The following is a 21343-nucleotide window of genomic DNA, read 5'->3' on the forward strand; positions in this document are numbered from 1 at the left end:
CGATTAAATTTGTGCAGGTCAGATCTGTCGAAAACCCGTGTCGACAATCAATGTCGAATCGTTCCGAGTACCGGGGGTTTTCGACGGCATTAAGCGCGTGACGAGGCTCAAGATAATTGGATCTGGCACACTTTCCGTGAGGACTGTGGGCGTGTCGTCGGCATGCGCTGACCCAGGCAGGGATGATCATCAGCGTGTGATTTCGAAAGTGTGAAGATACTGCTGCCCCATCTCGCCGATGTCGTTGTCTCCGGTGTCAGGCGGATCGGTTCCACCATCCGCATCGCCGCCGAATCCCGAGGCGAGCGAGGACGGTGTCCGCGCTGCGGAGGTAAATCCACCCGGACCCATTCCCGGTACCGACGACAACTCTCCGACACCGCAACCGGCGGACACCCAGTCGTGATCTATATCAAGGTCCGCCGCTTCTTCTGCGACACGATCGACTGCACGGCACAGACTTTCGCCGAACAGATCCCAAATCTGACGCAGCCGACCGCACCGCGGGCACCGTCGCGAACTGGCTTCTTGAGCATCCGGGTGTGGAGGTGGTGTGCCGGGCCGGTGCCTACGCCGAAGGCATTCGGACCGGCGCGCCGGATGCGGTGCAGGTGGCAGATCGCTGGCATCTGTGGCACAACCTTGCCGAGGCGGTAGAGAAGACGGTGATACGTCACCGCGCCGACCTGTGTCTACCCTCCGCAGTCGACGGCAGCGGCCCCACCGCTGTCGTGGATCCACCCGCACCCGAGACGGAATCGGACCAGCGACTGGCGGTGCGGATCCGCGAACGTTATTTCGCTGTACAGCAATTGGTCTCGCAAGGCACGTCCCTGTCAGCGATCAGCCGAAAACTCTCACTCGACCGCAGAACAGTGCGACGCTTCGCCCGTGCCCCCGAGGTCGAGGAGCTCCTGACCGCGGCGGAGTCCCGCACCAGCCTGCTCGACGAGTTCAAACCTTATCTCCATCAACGCTTCCATGCCGGGTGTACCGACGCCGCCCGACTCACCCGGGAAATTGTGAAATTGGGTTATCGCGGCAGTGACAACACCGTCCGCCGCTACCTGCAACCTCTGCGGGACGCGCACGCGGAGCTGCCGTCGCCACCTGTTGCTCCCACGGTCCGGCAGGTCACCGGCTGGCTGACCCGCCACCCGGACAGACTCACCAATGACGACTGAACGCGGTTCGATGCACTCCTGGGACGCAGCCCTGCCCTGGCCGCCATCCGAGAGTTGGTCCACGAGTTCGCCAAGATCATGACCAACCGCCGCGGCCATAATCTCTCCGACTGGATGCGGGCAGTCGACACCAGCGAAGAACCGGCGCTGCGATCGTTCGTCGCAGGACTGCGCCGAGACCTCGATGCCGTCACTGCGGGACTGACACTGCCGTACAACTCCGGGGCTGTAGAAGGTCACGTAAATCGGATCAAAATGCTCAAACGACAAATGTACGGGCGGGCCAATCTCGACCTGCTCCGCAAACGTGCGTTTCATGCCGTATAGCCAAGCAGCACAACATAATCACGGAAAGTGTGCCAGATCCAATTTCAGCGAGCGCCGTCATGCCCCGCAGTTGGTTGACACGCCCCACTATTGGATCGGCTCGCTGCGCTAAACCGGACTCGAGGTGCCGACCACCGAATTCACCACTGGGACGTGTCATCACAGTACGTCAAGGATAATATCTTCGCTCCTCGGCACCTCGATTACACCAGCGCTTCGGAGTGCGGGTGGGGGCAGGGAGATGGCAGAGGGGAACATGGTTATGGCTGGTCGCGGCGGCCGGTGATGGTGCATCGACACAAAGGTGCGTGGCGAGGGTGTGGCCCCGAGATGTCATCGGATCTCGGGGCCACAGGAGTGTTACGTGTCGGGCTGGTGAGTTGTGCTCTTCTGCAGGTGGGTGCGTCAGCTTCCGAAGAGGCTGCCCGATCCCGAACTACCGGCGCTGCCCGAACCACCATTGTCGGGGTTTCCGCCGGGGTTTGTGGGTGCGGGCCTGTCGGGGGTGTGGCCGTCGATGTCGAACACGGTCACTGGCCGATCGACGGGCTCGTCGGTGACGGTGATCGGGACGACGTAGGTGCTGCCATCGCTGGCAACCAACTCGAGGTGATGCTGCCCGACAGGTACATCGGGAACCTGGAAGGAGATGACGCCGCGGCCTTGATCGTCGAGTTCGAACTCCCCGAGGTCCATCGGGTCGGATTTGAACCAGCCGCGAATCTTGTTCCCGACGCCCACGACAGCGGTACCGGCAGTTACCGGAACATAGGCGATGGCGGCCACGATATGACTGCCCGGGTTGACGGAGAAATTACCGAGAAGCGGATCCGAGACGAAAGGATTGGCTATCGGCGTGTACCCGAGTGCGGAGACGACGGTCTGTGCGGCGCAATCGGTTGCCAACTGCCACGCATTACCCATTGCAGGGCACTTCATCTTTGTGTACTGGTACAAGGTGTGGTTGCCCGACAATCCTGTAACAGGCTGTAGAGCATCGGCGAGGTTGCCGGTGCTGGTATCACACACCACGTCACCGATAGTGCAGATCGAGGTCACCAAGCCAGGATGAGAGTCCTTGTAGGCCACCGCGTCGGAAACTGAAAGGCCGAAGGCGATGGAAGCTCCGCTCCCGTTCCCGGAACCGATGTTCTCGGCGCGGTTGGGCAGATGCGAGGGATCGCCGAATATGACAATCTTCTTGACCTTACTCATCACCTTGCCCGCTGAATTCGCTTGATGCTCGAGGCCCATCGCTGCGTTGATGACATCGGCGCCTTGGGAATACCCGGCGATCACAACTTCCGTTCCCGGGCACTCCGTTTCGATGTTCTTGAGTTTGGCACGCAAGTTATTCGCACCGATGACGATCGAACGCTTGTAGTTACCGAAGTTGGTGACGTACTGGCTGACAGGAATGGCAGGGTAGGCAATAGAACTGGCCTCAGTAGGATCCGCAGAAATGTAGGGCATCTTCCGTAGTTGATCCGTCACATCCCGTTCGGTCGAGTAGATCGTTGAGCCGAGACCGGTACCGGTCGGATTCGTTATAGGCAACGGTGAATTCGCCGCCGAGGCCCGTTCGTAATCGTCGATCGACTTGTCCTGCGGGTCCTCCCCGGACCCGCGCACTCCGACGAAATGGAACTTCTTGCAGTTAGTGGGCTCCTCCGGATCCTGCGGACCACCCGGATCGATGATGCCTGTCAGGCCGACCACGTCGACCGGTGCGGGTCGATTGGTAGTGGTGCCGTCGCCCACCTGCCCGGTCCCGTTGTATCCCCAGCATTTGGCGGCGCCGGCAGCCATCAGCGCACAAGTATGCCTGTTGTATGTGGCGATCGAGGTGGCGCCGGCGATGTTATTAACCGTTTGTGGACGGAAGCTGTCCTGGTAAGTGCCGTCCCCTAATTGGCCGTAATCATTGTATCCCCAGCATTTTACAGTGGCGGCGAAGGTGAGCGCACATGTATGTGTAGCGGCGACGACGATGGCGGTGGCGTCTGCAATTCCAAAAACCTGAACCGGTGTCAACCGATTCTGCGTCGTGAAATCACCAACCTGCCCGGTCCCGTTGTATCCCCAGCATTTCGCGGTGCCGCTATCGACGAGTGCGCATGTGCTGTCGAAGCCTGCATAGATCGAGGTGGCTGTGGAAATGTCTGTCACATTGATCGGCGTCCACCGATCAATGGCGGTGCCATCTCCTACCTGGCCGTATTGGTTGTTGCCCCAGCATTTGGCGGTTCCGGCGGACATCAAGGCGCAAGTGTGACGGCCACCGGCGGTGATGGCTGTGGCGCCGGAGATCCCGGCAACTTGCACTGGGGTGCTCCGGTTCTCGGTAGTGCCATCTCCCAACCTGCCGTACTGGTTGTCTCCCCAGCAATGGACGGTACCGCCGGCGGTGAGCGCACACGTGTGATACTTACCGGCGGTGATGGCCGTCGCGCCGGAGATCCCTACAACCTGTACCGGTGTACTTGAAAAGTTCCATTCCGTGTTGGCGCCGAGAGCTCCGTTCGTGTTCCCACCCCAGCATTTGGCGGTGCCGGCAGGCATCAAGGCGCAAGTGTGACTGTCACCGGCGGTGATGGCTGTGGCGCCGGAGACCCCGGCAACCTGCGCTGGGGTGCTCCGGTTCGAAGGAGTGTCATCGCCCAATTGGCCGTACTGGTTGTCTCCCCAGCATTTAACGGTGGCACTTGGTGTAAGGGCGCATGTGTGAGAGTTTCCTAAAGCGAGGGCGGTGGCGCCTGCCGACTCCGCTGAGGTGGTGGTCACCGGATCTGCACCCGCCTGCGCCGCAACTCCCGACAGCATCACGATCCCGGATACCACGAGAATCGCAATCACCGCCGCAACCAACCGCGACAACCGATGATCGAAAACTGTGCGACGCAACATGAAAGGTACCTTCGGGTCGGGTGTCGTTCGTGAAACTGAAGAATTCGTTCGTACCGGTCAGCGCCTCAGAACCGTTGAACTATGTGCAAGACAACGGAAGTCCAGTGATCGACACGCATCGACTGGCTCGAGACATACTGCGTGGATGTGATCCGGTCTAGTCGATCCGTTGGGTCACGAGCCGAACAAGGATCCGAGGGAGCCGGAGTTTCCGCCGCCGGTGGGGGGATTTCCCGGGTCGGTAGGCCCCCCAGGTTCTTCGGTGCCGCCGATGGTGAACGACTTGAAGTGGGTGACGTCGTCGCCGGCATAGTTGCCGTTCTCGTCGTAGGGCGTGCACTGTCCGATGATCGTGTACGTGCCGGTGGACAGCGGGATCGTGTTGACTCTTGGGCTGGTGAATCCCAGGTCGCGTACTCCCGCGAATCTCGGGGTCTCGAACAGTGCCGGGTCATGTGCGAGGAACTCGTACGCTCCAGTCCATCCCGGACCTGATGTCGGGTTTACAGGCAAGTTGCCTTCGGCCTGCGCATTCAGGTCTTCGGGTGTGCCGGGGAGGATCAGACCTGCGTTGCACACCTGGTAGGCGGGTGCGGTGAGCGTGATGGTCGCTGCGTTTTCGGTGGTGGTGATGGTGTAAATATCGGATTCGGGTCCGGTGAGGAAGGGATCCGCTGCTGCGGCCCCGGTTCCTGCGGCGACGAGTAGAGCGGTGAATCCTGCGACAGCGCAAACTTTGCGCATGGGGAAGTCCTTTCGGGAGGAGTGTTGGCCGACGTGCGCTTCTCGAGGTGTGTTTGTCAGCGGGAGCTAGGTGTCAGCGTGTGAGGGAGCGGCATATCATTTGCACCAGCTGAAACCGACCAGTCGATCCACCTGGAATGGGTCAAAAGTAGTCGAATGGATCGATGGCGCACAGACCCCAAAAATGGTGGCACAGCCTCTATAAGCAAGCAGACCTGATCAGATACGTGGGGCGAGCGGTTGACCGTCCGGGTCGTATTCGACTCGGACGATGTCGTCGCGGGTGCTGTGGAGAATGGTGGCGAGAACGTCACGATCGGGCGGAAGTATCCGGATCGTCAGTGAGCCGGAATGCGCGGTGATGAGTGCGTCTGCGGCGGCGGCGATGACGCGGTCTCGTACTTCTTCGGATGCGGTGTCGAGGGCGTGGTCGTCGAGCAGGATGACCTCGACTCCGCGTGTACGGGCCGCGCGCGCCTCGACGGCGATGTGGGGGACGGCGAGGGTCGGAGCTCGCAAGGTGTCGCGTAGGTGCGCTTCGAGGAGCTGGCAGTCGAGGCGTTCCTGGCCGGTCAGTGGGTCGGCGTCGGTGATGCGTTCGAGGAGGGGTCGGGCAAGGTCGTCCAGGCGTGTGAGTTGGGCGTCGCGTTCGTCGAGAACGGCGGTGTCGGCTGCTTCGGCGGCGATGCGCAACGTCGCTTGTCGGCGGAGGGCAAAGATCTCGCGGGCGGCGGGCCGGATGGTCCAGGCGAAGAAGGTCGCCATCAATAGCGGTGCGAGGTTGATCGCCGACATCGACAGCCCGTAAGCGGCGCTTTGACCGGTCCGCTCCGCCCAGAGCATGCAGCTGGCAAGGACGGCAGCCATACCGATCCACGCCCACACGGTGCGGCCTCGGACACACATGTAGGTGTAGATCGCCGTCGACGCCGCCAGGGGCCACAACTGCAGGAGCCCGTCGATCGGAACGGGGACGACGACAAAGATCAGATTGACAGCGATCGGCCCGGACAGCGTCAGGTATGCGGTAGCCGGAGCCGCAAGCGGATCGCCCGGAACCCCGATGAGGCCCACTGCGCCGATACTGACGACGATCCAGGCTGCGAACTCGAACCATCCACCTCCGGGTGGATTCGTGGACCAGGCGACCAGAGCGAACGTCGCCACGAACGCGGTGAGGACGGTTTTCGCTGCGATGGTGCGCAGACCGAGCAACTCTCGAACATCGTGAACATCGTTGTAGTGGTGAGTCATTCGGATTCCCACCCTAGATGTACTGTCGTGCCGACGCCGGGGCTGGTATCCACGTGTGCCGATCCGCCGGGGACGGCGCGCATGCGGCCGAGGATGCTGACGGTGATGCCGAGTCGGTGCGGCGCGACGTCGGAAGCAACGAAGCCGGACCCGTTGTCAGCGACCTCGATTCGGACGCCGGTCCTGGTCACTGCCGTGGTGACCGTTCGCAGTGCATCAGGTCCGGCGTGCAGGCGAGAGTTGCGCAGGGCCTCGGACAATGCCGACCCCAGCGCGCGAACACACTCGGCAGGCAGGAACGGCAGCGGCTCGGTATCGGTGTCAATGACTTCGAACCTGGCCTGGGCGTCGGCGTCGGTGGCCGCGGTCCTCAGATGGACAAGTGCGTGTTCGAGTGAGAACGGTTGTGCTGGTTCGCTTCCGATACGGAGATCGTCGAGTTCCGCCAGCGTTGTTTCGGAGAGGTCGCGGAGAAGTGAATGCGGCTGCCCATGTGAGGCAGCCAGAAGCGTTGAGAGCACGCTGTCATGGATGAGCGCGTCGAAACGTTCACGCTCGACGATACGAGCACGTTGGGCGGCAGCGTCAGCTGCCGCGGCGTATGTCTCGTCGGTGGTGGCATCGAGTACCCGCCCGGTGCGTAGTGCCATCGCGGCGCCGCCGACGAACAAGGTGCAGAACATGATCGCGAAGGCGATCTCCGGGACCAACATCCCTGATTGCGCGCCGTCGCGGGCTACGAGGTTGATCAGCTGTACACCCGTGCACCCGATCGCCAGGTGAACGAATGCGGCCGGTGTCGACCAGACAAGTACAGCGGCGAGGCTTGCCAGACCGGGGAACGCGGCCAGCCACACGCCATCATTGGCGGGGAGGTCCGGTCCGTTCCATGCTGCCGGCCAGGTGGCCACCGCGATAAGAAACACCGTCGCCGCTAAGGCAGCGGCGGCGCGCATCGCCTGCGTCTCGGTTCGAAACGACAGCGCGCCGGGGATGAGTCCGGACCCGAACACGGCAACGACCATGATCGGCGTCCACCACGGAGCCATTCGCGGAGCGAGTTCGGTGATCGATGGCGACAAGATCACCAGGTATGCGATGTATCCGATGCTGGTGAACCTGGCGAACATTCGCAAGATCCGGTCGGTGTCTTCCGTCCGTACGGCCTTCTGTTCAGGGCGAAGCGACTGATGGGTCATCGGATCGGATGCTCCGGCACAGGTAGCCAGCCGTCTTCGACGGCGCGCTTGTAGAGGTCTGTTTTCGTTCGCGCCGGCCGGCCGGCGTCGGCGTATTTTGTGCGGATCCGTGCGAGGTAGTCGTTGACTGTATTCGGAGTCAGCCCGGTCATCCGCGCTACGCGATCGGCTTTCTCTCCGGACGCGTACAAGGTGAGGACGTCTCGTTGTCGCGAGCTGAGCCCGACGGCGGGTAGGTCGGGATCGCCGTCGATCGCGGCGGCCCATTCGGTGGTCGCCACAGGGTGGCCGGCGGCGGCGGCAGCGATGGCGTCAACAACCTGCTCGGTCGGCGCTGACTTACGGATAACACCCAGCACACCCGCCTTCGCAGCCAATCTGACCAGGTAGGGATTTTCCGCGCCGGTGAACACCAACGCTTCCAAATTCGCAGCCCGCAGTCGGTCGATATTCGCAGTCGGGGAGGAACCATCCGCCAACCTCAGATCTAGCAGCACGAAATCCAACGAAATCTGTTGATCCAGCAGCTCTGTGACTGTGGGGGCCGACGCCGCGATTTCCAGATCGGGATGTTCGGCCAACATAGCCTGCAACCCCAGGACCACTGCGGAGTGATCTTCGACCACGCCGATCTGCTTCACATCGGAATCTCTCACCACATCAGCCGTCCTCTGTCGAGGGCGCTGAACCGATCCCAGCTACCCCTGTGCATCATCGATATTTCAGCACATCGGTACTGCGTTAGTGTTCGATCACCGGATACATGATCCTTGCGGATCGTCATCGAGGTCTGTACAAAGCAGCGTGCGAGAAGACAAGCGAACGTCCAGTGCCCTGATCGGCACATACACGGGGAGACTCCGAATGTGCTCTCCCCGGCCTGATTCTGGTAGATGCCGACGACTCCATATCTGTCGGAAAACTTTAAATTAGTGCAGTTCCCGACAGATGCGGTTCGGTTACGCAAGGGTTCCAAGCGCAGATTAGAACCCTGCTCCACAGGTCGATGCCCTGACTCGGGCGGATGTCGACGCCGTGAAAATTCACAGCCGTGAACATTCACACCGGTCACGCGGGCGGCGCGAAAGCCTCACGTCCGCAACTTGATGCGGTGCTGACCCGACTATGTAGCGGTGACACGTTGGTGATCACCCGACTGGATCGGTTGGGGCGATCGGCGTTACATCTGATCACTCTCGGCGCCGAGTTACGCGAGCGCGAGATCGGATTGAAAGTCTCGAGCAGGGCATCGACACCGCCACAGCGGAAGGGCGAGCGATGTTCGGAATGCTGTCCGTCCTTGAGGAACTCCACCGTGAATTGATCGTGGCCAACACTCGGGACGGCTTGGCCGTTGCGCGGGTGCGCGGCAGATGGGGCGGCCGTCCGTCGAAGCTCAACGACGATCAAATCGCACTCGCCCAGCGACTCTACGACGCGGGGGAGAAGACGGACGCGCAGATCGCGGCGATGTTGATTGTTCCCCGCACTACTGTCCCTTGGTATCACAGTGAAAACCAACGGATGGTTTGATTCATGGCATGTTCGACGTCGATAATTCGCCGGAGTCGATGGTGATTAAGCGAAGTCAGAACTGATTCCACCATGTGGCAAATGCGTTCCAGGCTGTGCTGGTCCACCCCCAGACGGGAGGCATGACAAACAGGTCAGGTAAGTATCCGATCATCGTTTCGTCTCCTCAGAGTGGATTCCACCAGGCGGCCAGTGGCAGCAAGAATGCGTACCAGAACAGAACTTCTTCGGGAAAATCAGGTAGGCGTCCGATCATGCATATTTCCTTCCCTGGCTTACTTCGTTCATCGCGCCTGATAGTGGCGCGTTACGGTGCAGGCGCTGCGCACAGGAGCAGTGCGCTCGAGAGGCGGGAAGCGGCTGGGGTCTGGGATGGCCGATAAATCGTCGGGGAAATCTCTACGCTTCCGGGGGCGACACGCCGCTACTCCGCGGGACGGCTCCGGTTCCGCGCCCCTTCGAAGGCGCCTTAGGGATCGCCCGGGCCAGCGGAAACGGCTTGTGAAACACCAAGTCTGGCTACTCTACCCAGCTACCTCGACGGCCGTGCCGAACGCGCTACTGAAAAAACGGGCCGGCCTGACAGGATCTCGTAAGGCCCCCGTTAATACCACGTCGATCGCGATAAGCAACGGCAGGTTGTGCTCCGAAGAGCAGCGCGACTCCGATTCCGGCGACGATCGATGTTCGTCGGTCGATGGCCAACTGGGCTGGAAGTACGTGCCTGAACATCGAGCGGGACGTTCATGAGACTGTCCCGGCGGACTCGCCGCACGGAACTCCTACGTAGCTAGATCGAGGAGCTGAGCTCTTCCCGTACGTTTCGCATGGTCGCTGTCAGGAGTCCTTGGGTTCCTTGGGTTCGGGCTCGGCCCACGCGGCGACGTTGGCGGCACCTCGTGCCAACTGCCGTCGCCCGGACGTCAATACTTCAGACGTCCGGTCCTTTGCCGCGACCAATACATCGGCGATCCGCGCGTGTTCCGGGCTGTCCCACTGCGTAATCTGCAGGTTCCGAGCCTGGATGAAGTGATCCAGAATTTCGCGCAACGCGTCGCGGTGCCGGCCAAGACCGCGGCGGCAATCTTGTGATGCGCTTCGTTCAGGCGCAGCACGGCATTAATTTCCAAGACCTCTCGCATCCGCGCAACTAGCTGTATGTCGGCCTCATGCTGCTCGCGGAGGGTTGTGCGCGCGCTGGTGATGGTTTGGTCCACGTGCTGCGGCTCAGTGTTTCGCACCTGTTCCAGCCTGAGCTTGTGCCACTGAAACAGTGATTTTTGGGCTACGACCAGCAGTTGCAGGGTCTCTCCGAGTCTGTTCTTGTTCAACAGCTGCTCAAGCTGCTCGGATCGCTTGCCTGGGCCAGCGCGTCCGTCCAGCGTTTCCAACTGTTTGACGGCATGGACCCGAAGTCTCTCAATCCCGACTTCCAAATCTGCCCCCAGCGAGGCGATCGATGACCAATCTGTGTTGGTCAATGCATGCCCCGACGCCAAGTCCCGCACTTTGGCCGAGAGGAGACGGTGCTGTCCGTACACGTCCCCGATCCGATGAGCCTCGGCCAATCGGAGTAGCTCGTCCACCTTGTCTTCGATCACGTCCAGGTGCTCATGGACCTGGTCGAACTGGGCGCTGATCGCCGCTTCTAACGCGGCGATCGCAACCATCTGCGGTCCTACCCCCGCCACCATCGCGCCAGGGTTCGCGATCCGCGCGTTGGAGATGATCTTGCCGCTTTGTGGATTACGCACCATCTTGTGATAAGTGACGGTTGCCCCGGATTTCGGCCGAGCGAACAGCTCGTGGTATCGCTTGCCAACCGCGTATGCGGCTCCGACCGCGCGGCCCCCAAATGCCTGACTGGCCATCTTCGGCAACATTGTGCCGGAGTCGATCGGGACAGGTGAGAGCGCTGTGTCCCACTCGAGCGCAAAGGCCGCAATGGCATCTTCGGTACCGACAAGCGCGGTACCGAGCTCGTCGTCGATGACCATCAGCTCCATCGAGTCCTCGATGCCCAGCCCGTCCGGCTCGATCGGCGACAGGTCACCCACGTGCGACTCCTTCCACCCGCCCATGCGAATGCATATTCACGTTCTTCTCATGGCATTCTGCCTTGCTCCACTGACATCGCCCGTACGAGCTCCGCCAGAACAGCCAGGGAACCGGTTCCGACTGCCTCCGTGAGTCCCGGATGCCGCAGGAAAATAGCAATGATCAGGTTATATAGGGAATAGATCCCTTCTGTGTGACCGCACTGTCCCCTGCGACGGCGAAGGAGCACCGGTGAGCACCGCATCCAACCCGCAACCACGCCTGACGGAAGCCCAGATCGACCGCGCGATCGCCGCCGCCACAGCCGGTCACCGCATGGCGGACATGGAGCCCACCGCCGCGGACATCGCCATCGGACGCCGACAACTACGCGGAGAAATCACCGGCGACGAAGCCGTCGAACTTGCCCTCGCCGCAGCATTGAACGAACGCAAGGAGCAGCGCCCATGACCGCAGCACGCAAATCCGCCTCTCGCGACATCGAAGATTCCGTCAAGTTCGCCGCAGCGGGAATTCGCCTGGCCGGCGGAACTTTCACCCCGGCCGATGAAGCGGCCGCTCGCCGGGTCGCTTCCAAAACTCGCACCCCGGAAGGAGAAGTCGCCGCGTTTCGCCGCGAACTGGGGTACTGACGTCCCTTCCCGCGGAAAACTCCATGGTTTCGTTCCTGGGATGACTATTACATCGCCGGAACAACTGTTCTACGCAACAATCTGACCGGCGCAACCGACCTTACGGAACCACCGATCCCGACAAACTCAGACTGTTCGAAGAGCGCGCCGCGTCTGTGCGCCTGGTCGCCGCAAACTCGACCCCATTCGCGGTTCATTCGACACAACTAACTCAAAGCCATCCACCGAGCACTCTTTCAGGACGTGTACGGCTGGGCCGTATAAGAACGCACGGGCCCGCTCAGCGAGATGCGCAAAAGGCCGGACCCGCCTTCGTCTATTACCCGCCAGCGATCCTCGCGCCCATGGTGAACTACGGCTACTACCCAGCCCCGGCCATTGCCGATGCCGCCAACCTCCAATTTCGTCGACTCGCCAACACGATCGCCTGCGCGGCCGAGACCGCGAAGAATCCCTATCCGGCCTCGCCGAACACTGGGGAGAAATCAACACCATCCACAGCTTCAGAGAAGGAACACCAGAACACAATTCGTGTTCTTCTCCGAACTCGCCCGCCACGCCGGGTACGAACTCGACGTCACGCAGTTCACCGAAAACCGGTCACTGCGAACAAAATTCGTTCACGCACGCTTCTACAAGTAATCCACCACCCGAGCAGACCGCCTGGAAGTATTGCTGGACAAAGCGCTCACCGACACCCGGCCGCAGGTTTCGGCGGAGTCCGCCGAAGGCGGTGAACTCGGCGACTTCACGCGTACCGCTCGCCTGGCTTTCCCTGCACCGCCGATAATTCCGGATCCGTGTCACCTATCGCGTGAACGGCCATCGCGGCAGCTTCACGTGCACGCCACGACGCACTGGTGGTTGCCTCCGTCAGACTGTTCAGAACAGCCTTGTCGCGTGAACGAACAAGAATGAATCCGAGCCCGACGATCCCACAGCAGCGGATGTATTCGTCCTCGGACTCCGCCGCCAGCAGGATGTCGTCGTCATCGGCGCCGCGCGCGAACTCGAGCATGAGCCCAAGGTTCGCGCGCGGGCCGGGCAATCCTGAACGCTCCGTCAGGTAACTCCACAGTTCATCGCCGTCCAGATCCGCGAACGTCATGGGAGTCCTTTCGTCGGTACACCCAATCCTGTCAGCCCGGATCTACACGCGCAGCATTTCCGATCAGTGAGCAGGGAGAAGGGACGTCTCCTGCTGCACACCGTCTTCTGCGCCGATCTGGACGATGTTTCGCGGCAGGAACACGGCTGCGATCGCGCCGAGAACTGCTGCAGCAGCACCGATCAGGAACGCGATACGCATGCCCTCGTCGGTGTAGAAGACAGCGCCCTCCATCGCCATCGCGATGTGCGAGTTCAAGACCGTGAAGGCGATGACGGGAAGCACTGCGGGGAAGATGCTCTGGAAGACCGCAACCATGCTCGCCGTGGTTGCCTGCAACTGCGGCGGCACTGCCTCGATGAGCAGGTTCGGGATGGAGGCGTAGCCCATACCCATACCGACACCGAAGATTCCGGCAAAGATGATGAGCAGAGGCTTGTTGTCGTGAATGGTTGCCGTCAACGTGAATCCGACTGCCATGAGGATCATTCCGATGATCATCAGCAGACGGGGCCGGATGTTGCGCCCCACGAGGAAGCCCACGATCAAACCACCGACCACCACCATGCCGCCAAGGGGCGCCTGGAAGATCGCGAATCCCTCTGCCGTCACGCCGAATCCGTATCCCAGGCCGAGAACTGCGGGGGTCATCACCATCATCGGCAGCAAAATCGTGAAGACTCCCGACGCGCCGTAGCAGAACCCGGCACCGACGGCAGTGAGCATCACCGAACGCTTGCCGAAGTAGCGCAGGTCGATCAGGGGCTCTCGGATGGCTCGGGCGGAGGCAACCCAAGCCACCAACAGTGCGACGCCGCCGATCAGGTAGGCCAGTGTCGAACCGTTCTTCCAGCCCCAGGTCGGTCCGAAGCTGACGCCGATCAGAATTCCGGCGATGCCCGATCCGAGCAGTACCGCGCCGATCAGGTCCAGCGAAGAGCGAAGTCGGACAGTCGATTCCGCCGTCGAAGCGAAGATCATGCCGCCGAGGAGAACCAGCCCGACGACAAAGAACCAGAAGATGCTCCGGAACCCGTGGTTGTCGATCAACCAACCGGAGACGAACGGGGCCGGAATCGCGATCAGACCCATACCGGAAGTCGCGATACTGACTGCCAGCGCAACAGTTTTCGGCGGGAAGACATCTCGAATGAGGGAGTAGCTCAGGAAGAGGCAGGGAACGAGAAGACCCGTCAATGACCGGCCCAGAATCAGGACGGCATAGCTCGGCGCAACCGCCGAAATGAAGGATCCGACCGCTGCGCCGGCGACCGCCAAGAGCAGGACTTTTCGCTTGCCGTACATGTCGGCGAGCTTTCCGAGCAGAGGAGACGCGACCGCCCCCAGCAGCAAGAACGACGTGAGCAGCCAAGCTCCCTGCGGCGTTTGATAATGCGCCGAGATGGCCGGCAGCGCAGTGGAAATCATCATGTAGCTCACCGCGAGCATCTCGAGAAGTAGAACGATCGACGCCAGAGAGAACACCAGTCGCGGAGTCCAACGCTCCGGTATCGATGTCGGTTCGGGCGCACTAGGAGACGAACCGGAGCTGTGGACGTGAGACGCCATGGCTGGAAGATCCTTTCGGGACACCTACAAATTCGATTGACCCCCTGTCGAATACCGCCGACGGGGGCCTTGCGGGGAAGTGCAGTGGAACGACAGCTACCGCTCTCGGCAACGTGTTACGTGCATCACAGCCCTCACATCGAACACGCGCTACCAAATGTTCCGTGGAGCGGGACATTCAGGACAACGACTGATTGGCGTCACAAACTCGAACCTGGCCTTGGATTATGAGCAACGGCAACGATTTTCGGTTCGAACTTGAACGTGGAGCCATTCCCATTACGAAATACCGACCACCCCGTACTTGACGATCCCGCCTTTGAGGTTCCCCCCTCGGTGTCAACGTCGGGAATCATCCCCAGAAACGACTGTGCGCCGTTTCGGTAGCGGTTACTACCAAAACGGCGCACAGGGGCCGAAGGCCCTACAGAACTATGTTGACCATCTTGCCCGGCACAACGATCACCTTGCGGGGTGCGTTGCCCTCGACCAGAGCGACGATCTTCTCATCGGCCAGCGCAATCTCTTCGACAGCCTTGCGATCGGCATCCGCCGGGACGCTGATGCGGCTACGAACCTTGCCGTTGACCTGGATCGGGTACTCGACGGTATCCTCGACGAGCCACTTCTCCTCGACAGCGGGGAAGGGTCCGTGCGCAAGGGATTCCGTGTGACCCAGACGCGACCACAGCTCTTCCGCGAGGTGCGGCGCCAGGGGAGCGAGCATCAGCACCAGCGGCTCGACAGCAGCACGCGGCGCACCGCCCGGGAACGCCTTGGTGAGGTGGTTGTTGTACTCGATCAGCTTCGCGGCGGCCGTGTTGTCGCGCAGCGCCGTGTAATCCTCGATGACACCGGAAATCGCCTTGTTGAGCGCACGCAAAGTCTCCTCACCGGGCGCTTCGTCGGTGACACGGGGCTTGCCGGTCTCCTCGTCGATGACGACGCGCCACACTCGCTGCAGGAATCGCGCAGCACCGACGACGTCCTTGGTAGCCCACGGACGCGAGGTGTCCAGCGGACCCATCGACATCTCGTACACACGCAGGGTGTCTGCACCGAACTCGGCGCAGATCTCGTCCGGCGCAACGGCATTCTTCAGGCTCTTGCCCATCTTGCCGTACTCGCGGTTGACCTCGGCGCCCTCGAAGAAGAACTTGCCGTCACGCTCGACGACCTCTTCTGCCGGCACGTAGACGCCGCGGGCATCGGTGTACGCGAATGCCTGGATGTAGCCCTGGTTGTAGAGGCGACGGTACGGCTCGCTCGAGGACACGTAGCCCAGGTCGAACAGAACCTTGTGCCAGAAGCGCGAGTACAGCAGGTGCAGCACCGCATGCTCGACGCCGCCGACGTACAGGTCGACTCCACCGGGATCGTTGGGGCCGTGCAGTTCCGGACGCGGACCCGTCCAGTACGCCTCGTTCTGCGGATCGCAGAAGGCGTCCTGGTTGGTGGGATCGATGTAGCGCAGCTGGTACCACGAGCTACCTGCCCACTGCGGCATGACGTTGGTGTCGCGGTGGTAGGTCTGCAGACCGTCACCGAGATCGAGCTCGACGTTGACCCAGTCGGTCGCCTTGTTCAGCGGGGGAGAGGGCTCGGAGCTGGCGTCGTCCGGATCGAAGGACACGGGTGCGTAGTCCTCGACCTCCGGAAGCACCACGGGCAGAGCCGAATCCGGCAGAGCGTGTGCGTTGCCGTCCGCGTCGTAGACGATCGGGAAGGGCTCGCCCCAGTAACGCTGACGCGCGAAAAGCCAGTCGCGCAGCTTGTACTGGATGGTGCCCTTGCCCTGCCCGCTCTCCTCGAGGCGACTGATGACGGTCGCCTTGGCCTCGGCAACGTCCAGCCCGTCGAGGTAGTCGGAGTTCACCAGCGGGCCGTCACCGGAGTACGCAGCCTCCGAAACATTGCCACCGGCAATAACTTCGAGAATATCCAGACCGAACGCGTTCGCGAACTCCCAGTCACGGTGATCGTGTCCCGGAACTGCCATGATCGCACCGGTGCCGTAACCCGTCAGAACGTAGTCGGCGATGAAGATCGGAACCTTGTGTCCGTTGACCGGATTGACGGCGTAGGAACCGAGGAAGACGCCCGTCTTCTCCTTGTTTTCCTGGCGCTCCAGGTCGGTCTTGGCGGCAATCGACTTACGGTATGCAGCAACAGCTTCCGCTGGAGTCGTGGCACCGCCAGTCCAGCGCGCGTCGACACCTTCGGGCCACTCGTCCGCGACGAGCTTGTCCACCAAGTCGTGCTCAGGAGCCAGCGTCACGTAGGTGGCGCCGAACAGCGTGTCCGGACGGGTAGTGAACACATCGACGCCGTACTCGCCTGCAGCAAAGGTAACTTCGGCACCGTACGAGCGTCCGATCCAGTTGCGCTGCATGGCCTTGACCTTGTCCGGCCAATCCAGGTACTCGAGGTCGTCGACCAGGCGATCGGAGTACGCGGTGATGCGCATCATCCACTGCTGGAGATGCTTACGGAAGACTGGGAAGTTTCCGCGGTCACTACGACCGTCGGCGGTGACTTCCTCGTTGGCCAGGACGGTACCCAAACCGGGGCACCAGTTGACCATCGAATCCGACTGGTAGACAAGGCGGTACGAGTCCAGAACCTTGGCCTTCGCGGCCACGTCCAACGAAGCCCACTCGCGTCCGTCTTCCAGAGCGCGCTCACCGGAATCGAACTCGGCTTCCAACTCGGAGATACGACGCGCCTTGCCGGCTTCCTTGTCGTACCAGGCGCCATGGATCTGCAGGAAGATCCACTGCGTCCAGTGGTAGAAGTCGACATCCGTCGTCGCGAGACTACGACGCTCGTCGTGGCCCAGACCCAGGCGTCGCAGCTGGCGCTTCATGTTGGCGATGTTGGACTCGGTGGTGGTCCGTGGGTGGGTACCCGTCTGCACGGCGTACTGCTCGGCCGGGAGACCGAAGGCGTCGTAACCGAGGGTGTGCAGGACATTGCGGCCCTGCATGCGATGGAAGCGCGCGAAGACGTCCGTAGCGATGTATCCGAGCGGGTGACCGACATGCAGGCCCGAACCCGAGGGGTACGGGAACATGTCCTGAACAAAGAGCTTGTCGGCGGGAACACCGTCGGGCGAGGAGAGCGGACCGACCGGATTGGGCGCGTTGAACGTGCCTTCCTCACTCCAGCGGTCCTGCCAGTGCTGCTCGATCTGGCCGGCGAGCTCCGCGGTGTAGCGGTGCTGCGGAGTTGCGTCGGCTGGTGAATCGGGGGACTGCGGAGACTCGGTCACTGTGGTCGCTATCTACTTGGCTGACGGAAATACCGATAACCAGGGTAGAGCCTGCACGACCCGGGCATACCATCAACTCCACTCGCGCCTATCCTGTATGGGTGATCGTTGTCGCTGTGGTGCTATTCGTGCTCGCTGTCGCCGTCGGTGGAGTTGGTGTCGCCGGTCTGATCGGCAAACTCCCGCGCAACCGCTGGGCCGGTGTCCGCACCGAGGATTCCCTGCGGAGCGAGGAGTCGTTCGCCCTCGCCAACAAGGTGGCCGGTCCGACCATGCTCGCGGCCGCTGGAATGTTGGTCATCGGCGGAGTCGCAGCACTGACCATCGGCGGAGTCTTCGGCGTCGCGGTCGCGATCATCGCCGTCGTCGTCGCCGTCCTCACTGCCGGTTTCGGTGGAGGCATCGGCACCCGCGCAGCCGCCGCACTCCCACAACAGAGCGGATGCGGTAACGACTGCAACTGCGGCGGCCACTCCGAGCCTGCCGCCGACGAGCCGGTGGCGGAGACCCCCGAGGCTAAGGCGAACGCTGCCGCTTGCGGCACCGCTTCCTGCGGTGCCTGCGCGCTCAAGGATGCTTGCCAGCCGGCTCATTGATTCACGTGAAACATCGCGTGGTCGACCCGGCCGGGGTCGTATTCGGGCTAGTCGTTCCGCTGTTGTGTGCGGTCTTCGGCTTCGTCCTGACAAAAATTTGGGAGCCTCGCCTCCCGGAGCAGATCGCGACTCACTGGACCACCACCTCGCCGGACGGCTTCTCCACCCCGTCGGCCAACGCATGGACCATTGCACTTTTGACACTGCTCTTCGGTGGCGGTCTCAGCGCGATTGCTGCTCTTGCTCCCGCGATGTTGATGATGCGTCGCTTCATGTTGGTTGTCGGGCTGAGCATGGTCGGGCTCGTCACGACAGTGAACTTCGCTTTGCTCTACACCCAACTCGATGTCGCCGATCCGTCCACGACGTCACTCCCGCTGTGGTCTCTCGGTGTCGGCTTTGCAGTCGGCGGGGTGCTGGGGTGGATCGGCGCCTCCTTCCTGCGTGACTACCGCGTCCGCACTCTTGCCACGATCGAACCCTCGGCCGGGTTGCCGCGAAGCCGCTGCGCTCTCCCCATCTCCGACGACGTCGGATTCAGCACCAAGGGGTCGGTGATCCTCACTGCGATCACTCTGGCGCCCGGAGTCATCATGGCGTTGGCGATGCGGTCACTCTGGCCGTTGTTCATCTTCGGGGCACTCGGACTGCTCGTCGTCAGCCTGGTTCGCTTCCGGGTGATCGTCGACGAACGGGAAATCCGGGTGATCAACATGGGGATGGCTGCGATGACCTACGGCATCGAGGAAGTTGTCGGAGCCGACGTCGCGGAGATCAAACCGTTCGCGGACTTCGGCGGCTGGGGACTCAAGACCAAGGGTCGTCGTAACTACGGCGTCGTCACCCGCACCGGACCAGCGGTGGTCATCACGTTCGCTTGTGGCGACCGACTCACGATCACGACACCCGAAGCCGAAGACATCGCGGGGTCACTCAATCGATTGGCCGACGCCCGGACTCGGTAACCGCCGAGCCTGAACCGATCGCTTCCTGAGTCTTCTCGAGATACCCACACGCCGCAGCCCTGGCTTTGGTGACATCGCGTTCGGCGATGGCTTCGGCAACTCCCTGATGATGCGAAGACGTCAGCGACGGCGGATGCACCCCTTCGGTCACCTCGTAGGTGGCTCGAACTGTTTCGAGGATTCCGGCAAACAGATCTTTCAGCACGGGATTGTGGGCGGCATCGACAACGGCAATGTGAAACGCGAGATCGACGTCGACGAAGTTCTCCGCTGGGACATCACGCTTGGCGGCCAGTTCACGAAGTATCCGAACGTCGTCGTCGCTGCGACGCTCACACGCCAACCGGACCGCTTCCATCTCGAGCGCACGACGCACTTCGAAGACGTATTTCATCTCGTCGACGGACGCGTGTTTGCCGAGCAGTCCGCCGATGTCGGTCCGAGCGCGCACGAAGGTCCCTGATCCGCGACGGATCTCGAGAACTCCCGTCGAGGTCAATGTCTTGATCGCTTCGCGCACGGTGTTCCGGCCGACGCCGAGAACACTCATCAGCTCCGGCTCGGTCGGAACACGATTGCCCACTGTCCAGACGCCGTCGGAGATCTGCGTGCGCATCCAGTCGAGGGATTGCTCGTACGCGGACTCTTTGCGAACAACGGTCATCAGCTCATCCTCACAGCATTAGCGGCGATCATTCCACTCACCTACGATACGTAGGACGACCCATGTATTTTCGCACTCTGTCTTCAGGAGGGGCTTCCCACGTCCGCCACAGCTGTCGCCACCGAAGAACGCACACGCCGCACCAATCGACACTTCTACGGCGTGGGCTACGTCCTCACCGTGATCCTCTTGGGCGCGAACATGCCCACCTCCGTCTACGGGCTGTACCGGACCGAGTTCGGATTCACGCCCACCATCCAGACGCTGATCTACGGCGTCTACGTCGCCGGCCTCGTTCCGGCATTGCTGTTCTTCGGACCGCTGTCCGACGCCCTCGGCCGACGCACCGTGCTCCTTACTGCACTCGCTCTGAGCGTCGTCGGCACGCTCGTTCTGGCATTTGCCGACGCGACGGTGTGGTTGTTCGTCGGCCGGATTGCCCAGGGAATCGCGGTGGGCGCGGCCAGTGCGGCGGGCAGCGCCGCATTGGTGGAGCAGGAACCGAAGTTCGATCACCGACGAGCAGCGCTCGTATCGACGGTGACGGGCGCGTTGGGCGGTGCGCTCGGACCACTCGTGTCCGGTGCAATCGCCCAGTACCTTCCACAACCGCTGCGGTTGCCGTATCTGATCTTCCTCGTCGCGTTCATCCCGGCACTGATCGTGTTGCTGCTACTTCCGCGGATCGGGGACGTCACACGCCCGAAGCGGTTCTTCCAAATGCCACATGTTCCCGCCACTATTCGCGAGACTTTCTGGCTCAGCTCGCTCGCCGTCGCGCTGTCGTGGGGCGCGGTCGGGCTCTTCCAGTCGGTGGTCCCGTCGTGGATGACCAGCCTGCTGAACATCGACAACCTTCTACTCGGCGGCGGGGCGGCCGCACTGGTGATGATCTGCTCGGTGGTCGCGCAACTCGGCGGAAGCCGCATGGACCCGCGCACGTCCGTCACCGCCGGCCTGGGAATCCTCGCTCTGGGAATGATCGGCCTCCTCGTGGTCGACCTCGTCCCGAGCCTGGCACTGCTTGGCGTCATCACCGTCGTGGTCGGCGCCGGGCACGGTCTGGCGTTTGCCGGCGGCATGAAGCGCGTCAACGCCGCCGCCCGAATCCACGCCCGCGAGAGCCACGGCGGAGTCCTGGCGGCATTCTTCACCGTCAGCTACGCGGGACTGGCGATCCCGTCGATCATCGCGGGTATCGCCATCACCATCCAGGGAATGCAGACGGCCATCATCGAACTGTCGATCGTCGGGACGCTGCTGTGCCTGGCCGTGATGGGCTTCAACCTTCGTGGGGCTCGAGAGCCCGTCGACGCACGCCGTTATCCTTAG

19 protein-coding genes and 1 pseudogene are annotated in these 21343 nt (G+C 62.0%); 10 read left to right on the forward strand and 10 right to left on the reverse strand.

All coding sequences use genetic code 11. The annotated features are described in order from the left end of the window. Positions 1 to 210 precede the first annotated feature (210 nt). From ATN38_RS32565 to ATN38_RS32575, 3 genes are read left to right on the forward strand one after another with little or no spacing between them, the layout of a single operon-like run. Positions 211 to 657 carry a transposase family protein gene (locus tag ATN38_RS32565; RefSeq protein WP_230793347.1) on the forward strand — a complete coding sequence of 149 codons (447 nt, stop codon included), beginning with the start codon at positions 211 to 213 and terminating at the stop codon, positions 655 to 657. Continuing rightward, positions 543 to 1184: a hypothetical protein gene (locus ATN38_RS32570; RefSeq protein ID WP_256931549.1), complete on the forward strand. Its 642-nt coding sequence runs from the start codon at positions 543 to 545 to the stop codon at positions 1182 to 1184. The genes ATN38_RS32565 and ATN38_RS32570 overlap by 115 nt, the downstream gene beginning before the upstream one ends. 54 nt (positions 1185 to 1238) lie before the next feature. Further along, entirely contained in the window at positions 1239 to 1511 is a 273-nt protein-coding gene (locus ATN38_RS32575) for a transposase (protein ID WP_230793346.1), read from the forward strand. Between the two features lie 405 nt (positions 1512 to 1916). On the opposite strand, the gene ATN38_RS02190 is transcribed toward ATN38_RS32575, so the two are convergent. From ATN38_RS02190 to ATN38_RS02210, 5 genes are all read right to left on the reverse strand, one after another. Further along, positions 1917 to 4418 (reverse strand): cutinase family protein, encoded by a 2502-nt coding sequence (locus ATN38_RS02190; protein ID WP_218747520.1) that lies wholly within the window; start codon positions 4416 to 4418, stop codon positions 1917 to 1919. A 174-nt stretch (positions 4419 to 4592) separates the two neighbouring features. Further along, positions 4593 to 5162 carry a hypothetical protein gene (locus ATN38_RS02195; protein ID WP_042451748.1) on the reverse strand — a complete coding sequence of 190 codons (570 nt, stop codon included), beginning with the start codon at positions 5160 to 5162 and terminating at the stop codon, positions 4593 to 4595. 219 nt (positions 5163 to 5381) lie between these two features. Next, positions 5382 to 6416 (reverse strand): hypothetical protein, encoded by a 1035-nt coding sequence (locus tag ATN38_RS02200; protein ID WP_218747521.1) that lies wholly within the window; start codon positions 6414 to 6416, stop codon positions 5382 to 5384. Next, entirely contained in the window at positions 6413 to 7615 is a 1203-nt protein-coding gene (locus ATN38_RS02205) for a sensor histidine kinase (RefSeq protein WP_042451752.1), read from the reverse strand. The genes ATN38_RS02200 and ATN38_RS02205 overlap by 4 nt, the downstream gene beginning before the upstream one ends. Next, complete coding sequence (locus ATN38_RS02210; RefSeq protein ID WP_283377601.1) at positions 7612 to 8271, reverse strand: DNA-binding response regulator; 660 nt, start codon at positions 8269 to 8271, stop codon at positions 7612 to 7614. The genes ATN38_RS02205 and ATN38_RS02210 overlap by 4 nt, the downstream gene beginning before the upstream one ends. A 455-nt stretch (positions 8272 to 8726) precedes the next feature. On the opposite strand from ATN38_RS02210, the pseudogene ATN38_RS33335 reads away from it, so the two are divergent. Then, positions 8727 to 8932, forward strand: a pseudogene (locus ATN38_RS33335) (recombinase family protein); the annotation flags it as partial. Positions 8933 to 8977: 45 nt separating this feature from the next. Then, the gene (locus ATN38_RS33340) at positions 8978 to 9148 is read left to right on the forward strand and encodes a helix-turn-helix domain-containing protein (RefSeq protein WP_372454400.1); all 171 of its coding nucleotides are present in this window, start codon (positions 8978 to 8980) and stop codon (positions 9146 to 9148) included. 923 nt (positions 9149 to 10071) lie between these two features. Here ATN38_RS33340 and ATN38_RS02220 read toward each other — a convergent pair. Next, positions 10072 to 11205 (reverse strand): hypothetical protein, encoded by a 1134-nt coding sequence (locus ATN38_RS02220; protein ID WP_218747522.1) that lies wholly within the window; start codon positions 11203 to 11205, stop codon positions 10072 to 10074. 232 nt (positions 11206 to 11437) lie between these two features. Between ATN38_RS02220 and ATN38_RS02225 the strand changes: the two genes are divergently transcribed. Together ATN38_RS02225 and ATN38_RS02230 are read left to right on the forward strand one after the other, a co-directional pair. After that, complete coding sequence (locus tag ATN38_RS02225; RefSeq protein WP_042451760.1) at positions 11438 to 11656, forward strand: antitoxin VbhA family protein; 219 nt, start codon at positions 11438 to 11440, stop codon at positions 11654 to 11656. After that, positions 11653 to 11838, forward strand: coding sequence for a hypothetical protein (locus tag ATN38_RS02230; RefSeq protein WP_042451762.1), 186 nt, complete (start codon positions 11653 to 11655; stop codon positions 11836 to 11838). The genes ATN38_RS02225 and ATN38_RS02230 overlap by 4 nt, the downstream gene beginning before the upstream one ends. A 748-nt stretch (positions 11839 to 12586) precedes the next feature. Here ATN38_RS02230 and ATN38_RS02235 read toward each other — a convergent pair. The 3 genes from ATN38_RS02235 to leuS form a co-directional block, all read right to left on the reverse strand. After that, positions 12587 to 12946 carry a hypothetical protein gene (locus ATN38_RS02235; RefSeq protein ID WP_256931533.1) on the reverse strand — a complete coding sequence of 120 codons (360 nt, stop codon included), beginning with the start codon at positions 12944 to 12946 and terminating at the stop codon, positions 12587 to 12589. Between the two features lie 63 nt (positions 12947 to 13009). Then, positions 13010 to 14515: an MFS transporter gene (locus ATN38_RS02240; protein ID WP_256931535.1), complete on the reverse strand. Its 1506-nt coding sequence runs from the start codon at positions 14513 to 14515 to the stop codon at positions 13010 to 13012. 424 nt (positions 14516 to 14939) lie between these two features. After that, the gene (gene leuS, locus ATN38_RS02245; RefSeq protein WP_218747523.1) at positions 14940 to 17786 is read right to left on the reverse strand and encodes a leucine--tRNA ligase; all 2847 of its coding nucleotides are present in this window, start codon (positions 17784 to 17786) and stop codon (positions 14940 to 14942) included. Between the two features lie 101 nt (positions 17787 to 17887). Between leuS and ATN38_RS02250 the strand changes: the two genes are divergently transcribed. Continuing rightward, positions 17888 to 18382, forward strand: coding sequence for an SdpI family protein (locus tag ATN38_RS02250; protein WP_024487923.1), 495 nt, complete (start codon positions 17888 to 17890; stop codon positions 18380 to 18382). A gap of 5 nt (positions 18383 to 18387) precedes the next feature. Next, positions 18388 to 19347 carry a DUF1648 domain-containing protein gene (locus tag ATN38_RS02255; RefSeq protein ID WP_233272407.1) on the forward strand — a complete coding sequence of 320 codons (960 nt, stop codon included), beginning with the start codon at positions 18388 to 18390 and terminating at the stop codon, positions 19345 to 19347. On the opposite strand, the gene ATN38_RS02260 is transcribed toward ATN38_RS02255, so the two are convergent. Then, positions 19316 to 20011: a FadR/GntR family transcriptional regulator gene (locus ATN38_RS02260; RefSeq protein ID WP_030537479.1), complete on the reverse strand. Its 696-nt coding sequence runs from the start codon at positions 20009 to 20011 to the stop codon at positions 19316 to 19318. The two genes, ATN38_RS02255 and ATN38_RS02260, sit on opposite strands and share 32 nt — an antisense overlap. 162 nt (positions 20012 to 20173) lie before the next feature. On the opposite strand from ATN38_RS02260, the gene ATN38_RS02265 reads away from it, so the two are divergent. Then, positions 20174 to 21343, forward strand: a complete 1170-nt coding sequence (locus tag ATN38_RS02265) for an MFS transporter (protein ID WP_218747525.1) — start codon at positions 20174 to 20176, stop codon at positions 21341 to 21343.

The sequence above is a fragment of the Rhodococcus sp. FH8 genome (assembly GCF_019266085.1).
Classification (GTDB): Bacteria; Actinomycetota; Actinomycetes; order Mycobacteriales; family Mycobacteriaceae; genus Rhodococcus_F; species Rhodococcus_F qingshengii.